Annotated in this window: 6 protein-coding genes; 1 reads left to right on the top strand and 5 read right to left on the bottom strand. The window is 63.0% G+C overall.

The genetic code is table 11. From position 1 onward, the window contains the following. Positions 1–569: 569 nt before the first annotated feature. The 5 genes from H8A95_RS41315 to H8A95_RS41295 all read right to left on the bottom strand — a co-directional run bounded on the left by H8A95_RS41315 (position 570) and on the right by H8A95_RS41295 (position 5,180). A complete protein-coding gene (locus tag H8A95_RS41315) occupies positions 570–1,802 on the bottom strand; it encodes an HlyD family secretion protein (RefSeq protein WP_229188217.1) in 1,233 nt (410 codons plus the stop codon). Next, entirely contained in the window at positions 1,795–2,211 is a 417-nt protein-coding gene (locus H8A95_RS41310) for a hypothetical protein (protein WP_229188216.1), read from the bottom strand. Before H8A95_RS41310 ends, H8A95_RS41315 begins: the two co-directional genes overlap by 8 nt. Before the next feature lie 118 nt (positions 2,212–2,329). Then, complete coding sequence (locus H8A95_RS41305; RefSeq protein WP_229188215.1) at positions 2,330–3,022, bottom strand: glutathione S-transferase family protein; 693 nt, start codon at positions 3,020–3,022, stop codon at positions 2,330–2,332. Between the two features lie 145 nt (positions 3,023–3,167). Further along, entirely contained in the window at positions 3,168–4,379 is a 1,212-nt protein-coding gene (locus H8A95_RS41300; protein ID WP_229188214.1) for an ABC transporter substrate-binding protein, read from the bottom strand. A 162-nt stretch (positions 4,380–4,541) separates the two neighbouring features. Next, the gene (locus H8A95_RS41295) at positions 4,542–5,180 is read right to left on the bottom strand and encodes an exopolysaccharide biosynthesis protein (RefSeq protein ID WP_163151223.1); all 639 of its coding nucleotides are present in this window, start codon (positions 5,178–5,180) and stop codon (positions 4,542–4,544) included. Positions 5,181–5,218: 38 nt separating this feature from the next. Here H8A95_RS41295 and H8A95_RS41290 point away from each other — a divergent pair. Beyond that, a partial coding sequence (locus H8A95_RS41290) for a SlyX family protein (RefSeq protein ID WP_229188213.1) occupies positions 5,219–5,622 on the top strand: 404 nt, incomplete at its 3' end.

Genomic DNA, 5,622 nt, shown 5'->3' with positions numbered 1-5,622 from the left:
CTGCTTTCGCAGGGACGACAGCGAATGTGTGGCAACGTCGGTAGGCCAAACGCTCGCATTCTCGCGACAAGAATCGTCCGAGCTTTGCTCTTCGTTCCGCCCTCCTCTTGCAGAGGGCGCAGGGAAAGCCGGGTGCCGATTGCACCCATGGGCCCCGAGCATTGGGTAGAAAGCTCGGGGGTAGGACCACAGGTGTAACCGGAGCAATCCGGCTTTCCCTGCGCGATGGCTTACGGCTTATACGTGCTCTCCCCGGCGAGACTGGGCTTTGTTGTCACCGTCTTCACAAGAACGCTTTCGCGTCTTGCGAGGAGACACCTACCACTAGGGCGTCAGGCCTGCACGATTTCGCCGTCCGCTTCGATCGCCCTCGTCAGTCGCGACCTCGGCGTCCACCGCATCTCACACCGCGTTCGTGACGATCGCGAAGCGCCCCTCGATCGGGTGAGACGCCCAGACCATACACCGAATTGTCATTCCGATAAACCGAAATATTTTCGTCCCGACCACTTGACGCGTTCTACTGATTTGCCCGTCGTGTCCAATCGGCAACACCGCGCGAACGTGGCTCAGTGGCCGCTCAGCACCAGCGTCTTGACCGGCAGCAGCAAGGCCTGAATCCGCAGCAGGAGCGCGTGCACGAGCCCCGTCGCGTCGACGACATGCAAGGCAAATCCCTTGAGCGCGCCAGTCTTCGGATCGGCGATCACATCGTGGTTGCTGGTGTAGGCATTGACAATGCAACTGGAGCCCGGCGTGACGCCCTCAAGGCCGCCTGCATACAGCGGCTCCAGGAACGTGAGGATCGAGCCCGGCTGGCGCAGGGCTTGCGGATCGATCAACTGCTCGCCGGAGCGGAATTGACCGGCGGCGATGTAGTCCTGCACGCCGGTGACGACGAGCGGGATGATCACCCAGGGCTTCGAGATGCAGGTCGCCTCGGCGATCATGCCGGGCTTCATGACCTGGGCCTCGATCTGGCCGAAGCCGGCCTGCAGCACGCTGCGGCCCGCGCCTTCGGGGATCAATATCCCGGCCGGGCGCATCATCTGATTGACGACGTCGCCGGTCCGCAGCATGAATTGCTCGACCCGCCCGTCGACGCCGGCGCGAATATAGGTCTTGTCGAGATCGACCTGCGCCTCCGCCATCGCCGCCTCTGCGCTCGCCTTCTCGGCGGGCAGCAGCGTGGAGACGCGCAGCCCCGCAGTCTCCCGCGCCGCGTTGGTCGCGTCGATGACTGCCTGCCTCTGATTGACGGCTACCTGCAGCTTCTCGATGTCGCGCTGCGGCACGATGCCGGGATTGCGGCGCTGCAACTCGCTCTTGCTGTCCAGTTCGTCCTTGGCCTGCTGCCAGGCCGCCTTGGCCTCGCCGACCTGGGCGTCGGCCTTGACCACATCGGCGCGTGCACTGGCCAGTGACGCATCGACCTCTGCGATCTTGCGCTTCGCCGTCTCCAGCGCAGCCTGCTGCTTGGTATTGTCGAGCCTGAACAGAACATCGCCCATCTTCACCGGGGCGCTGTAGCCGACATTCACTTCGGCGACGCGGCCGGCAACTTCGGGGAGGATGGGCACGGTGCGGAAGTAGATCGCCGCCGAGCTGGTTGACGGATGATAGTAGAAGATCATGGTGATCAGCGCGATCGTCAGCATCAGGCAACCGGTGATGCCCCATCTCAGCTCGTACCAGACCGAGAAGAACGTGATCTCCTTGCCGAAGCGCTTGCCCTGCCGATAGCGGCGATAGAGATAGTCCGGCAGGATCGTGAAAAGGGAGCACAGCAGAAGCTCAAGCATGGCCCTGTCCCTCTTCTGCGGAAGGGCTTGCGTCCGGCTCCGATGCCGGCGCGCGCCTCGGCGGCGTGGCATCGGCTATCCGCTCCACCGATCCCGCGATGCTGCGCAGCGGCGTGCTGAAGTCCGGCAGGTCGATCATCGCGAGCAGCAAGCCCGCAATCCAGAAGATGTGCATGTGCGTGAACAGCGAGATCAGGCCGAGGACGGCGACGAGCTCGAATTGCAGCTTCTGCGACTTGTGCGCCATCCGCTCCGGCAGGCTGTGCAGCTTCCAGTACAGCGTACCGACCCACAGGATGGTCGCGACCAGGAAAATGCCCATCACCAACATCAGGGTGTCGGTGCCGTCGGGACCAGGAACGAAGAACGGTAGATGGTGCGGTGCCGCCGGATGCATCTGTCCGTTCAAGACTGTCCTCCTCGCCTGAAGGGCGAGGGCCTTTGCATGGCCCCGTGGAGGTATGGTTGCCTAACGCAGGAGTTTTATCAAGGACCTTAGTTGCACGGGTAGGCGAGCTGCGCCTGGATCAGAGGGCGACTGCCGCGTGGATGGCACGGCAATGTCGTGCCAGAGCGTCGTGCGCGACCACGAATGTCTTCAACGGCGTATCGATGTCGTAGAAATAGATGTTGGCCACGAAGCCATAGATACCGGCGTCGATGGTCGTCGGTCGGTCGCCCTGCACATAGCCTTGCGCCGGGATCAGGCTCGCGAGTGCGGCCAGATCGGCGAGCCCGCGGGCCATCGCGGCATCAGGCGAGAAGCGGCCGATGCCTTGGTAGTAATAGCGCTGGGCGTTGAACGCCTGGGCCTTCATCAATCCGTCGTCGGTGAGGCCCGGATGTTCGCGCTTGAGCGCATCGCGGAACTGGGGCCAGTAGCGCTCGTCCTGCCAGCGCGAATAGGACATCACCCAGTAGAGATCGTCGAGCGTCCGCGTGACGAGGAGATTGGTCGCGCGTTGGGCCGGCGTCAGCGCCGCGTCCAGCGTGACGCCATATTTTTCGGTGACATAGGCGAGAATGGTCTCGCTGTCGCCGACGCTGTCATCGCCGTCGACGATATAGGGCAATTGCTGGCGCGGCGCCTTCGAGGCATCAAAAATGTGCTCGTGCCTGAACGGCACGCCGGCGAGCTTCAGAAAGGCGAACACCTTCAGGCCGTAGCCATTGTTGTCGGCGACGCCGAACAAGGGCGGATAGGAATAGAGCGTGAGCATGGCCGGCTCGTCACGTTCAAGGTCGCGACAGGCTACCTCAAGACTGGTCGGTTGGAAACGTCGAGAGGTGCGCGCTCCACGGGGACGCAGCCACCTTTGCTGCGTCCCCTGGATGCCAAGCAGCGTGGCCGCCGCTCACTTGTCGTCAGCGCGACGCGGTGCTGATGTTCTCCCCGAAGAACTTCCAGGTCTTGCCGTCGAACTTCGCGAGCTTGAACGTGTCGAAGGTGGAATAGTTGGTCGGCGACACCGAGACCGTGATGCCCGGAAGCAACAGCGGCAGCGATACCTTGCTCAGGTTGGTAGCCTGCTTCAGCAGGTTCTCGCGCGTCAGCTCGTCACCGCAGTTCTTCAGGATGATGGCGGTGAACTGCGCCGACAGATAACCGATCTGGTTGCTGCCATCGATCGGATTGCCTTCGGGATACCACTGCTTCATGAAGGCGAGATAGTCCTGCACGCCCTTGTCGGTGTCCCACGCCGGGTCGCCCACCACCTTGGTCGCGAGTGCCGTCATGAGGCCGGTGGATGCTTCCAGGCCGGCAGGCTCGAGCACACCGCCGATCGAACTGGCGACCGAGACGATGAAGTGCGTCGGCTTCCAGCCGAGATCGGTAACCTTGCGGATCGCCTGCGCGCCGAACTTCGGCGTCGTGATTGTCATCAGCACGTCGGCGCCCGCGGCCTTCAGGTTGACGATCTGGGAATCGATCGTCGGATCGGTCACCTCGTAGCTGAGCTCCTTGACGATCAGGCCGGCCTTCTCTCCCAGCCCCTCCTTGAAGCCCTTCAGATAATCCTTGCCGAAATCGTCGTTCTGATAGATCACGCCGATCTTGGCGTTGGGCAGCTCCTTGGCGATGTACTTTGCGTAGATCTTCGCTTCCTGCGCATAGGGCGGATAGAACGGCGTGGTCCAGGGAAACTCCTTCGGGTCGTTCCACTTCGAGGCCCCGGTGGAGATCAGCAGATGCGGGATCTTCTTGCCGTTCAGATATTTTTGAATCGACGAATTGGTCGGCGTGCCCAGTGAGCCGATGTTGGCAAGGATCTCATCCTGCTCCACGAGCTTGCGGGTCTGCTCCACCGTCTTCGGCGGGCTGTAGCCGTCGTCCATGCTCAGGAGCGTGATCTTCCGGCCGTTGATGCCGCCCTGGCTGTTGATCATCTTCCAATAGGCGGCCTCAGCCCTGCCCTGCGTGCCATACGCCGAGGCCGGACCGCTGTAAGGCATGGTCTGCCCGATCTTGATTTCGGTATCGCTGGCGCCGGGATCGTACTTCTTGTCGGCAGCGAGAATCGCCGACGTGGAAGCAAGGCTGAGTGCGGCGATTGCCGCGAGCGTGATGCAACGCATTTGTTCTCCCCATTCGCGTCGCTGTTTGCCGCGACGTCCGGCGAGATAATGATCATGCCCGCGCGAGATGTCGACCCCCGTGTCAGGACATGGAGCAGCGCTTGGATCTTACTTTAGACCTTGCCTTGGACCTGCCCTTGGCTTTGCCCCTGCCGTCGAACGTCACAGCCCCATCCAGTTCATCACGGCAGTGAACGATGCCCACAGCGTCCATCCGAGCCCAGCCAGGGAAATCAGCGCTGCCGCCATCGCAATCGCCAGCAACAGGCCGTCCTCCTGCAGGTAGGCGATCGCAATCAGGACGACCACCATTCCCGGAATGACGTTGACCAGAGGCAGCGGCCAGCCTGCCGAGAAGGCCAGCAGAAACACGACCAGCCCGACGAGGCGGTCGATCACATCGCGACGCGCATCCCAGCGCGGCCGGCTGAGACGCTCGATCGCCTGGAGCATCGGGCGGACGAGGACGGTGAATCGCTTGAAGCGCTTGAAGTCGAACTGTCGCTTCGAGACGAAACGCGGGAACGACGGCGCGCTGTGGCCGAGCATCATCTCGACCGCCGGAAACAGCAGCGCCAGCGTCGCGATGGTCGCGACGCCGGGAATGATCACCAGCAGCCCCAGGAGCAGCAGGAGAAGGCCAAACGACCGCTTGTCCAGGTTGCTGAGGAGCCATTCGAGATCGACGGGGCCGTCCGGTGCTTGAGCGACGAGTTCCTCAAGAAGTTGGGACGTATGTGTGGGCGCCAATGGGGCTCCGGACGAGGGGGACATGCAAGCCAAAGTGGTCAGACTCGGCATCGATTGCAACAGCTGCCGAAGCAGACTAGGAAGCATGGGTGATCAACGATTCCGATCAGGCATGGGACAGCCATGCGCCGTCAAGCCTGCCTCCTGCCGCTCGCCGCCGCTGGCCGTGGCTCCTGTTGATCGTCATCATCCTCGCCCTTGCGGGCGCCGGGGGTGTCTACGCCTGGCCGCAAATCGCGCCGCTGGTTCCCTCGCTGGGCAACGCAGCGGCTGGCGAAAAAGCGGCAGCCGCGGGCGACAAGGAGGCGCTACCGGATCTGATCGCGACCCAGCAGAAGCTCGAGGATGACATCGGCGCCCTCAACAAGTCGGTCGCGGACCAGCAGGCGCAGGTGAGAACCCTCGTCGACCAACTGGCGGCCCTGACATCGAAGGTCGACGCGCTCCAGCGCCCCGCGCCGGCTCCGGTACCGGCGCCAGCCACGGCCGCGGC

The sequence above is a fragment of the Bradyrhizobium oropedii genome, from assembly GCF_020889685.1.
Taxonomy (GTDB): domain Bacteria; phylum Pseudomonadota; class Alphaproteobacteria; order Rhizobiales; family Xanthobacteraceae; genus Bradyrhizobium; species Bradyrhizobium oropedii.
The sequence above is the reverse complement of the archived record's forward strand: the minus strand, read 5'-3'. Positions and strand labels throughout refer to the sequence as shown.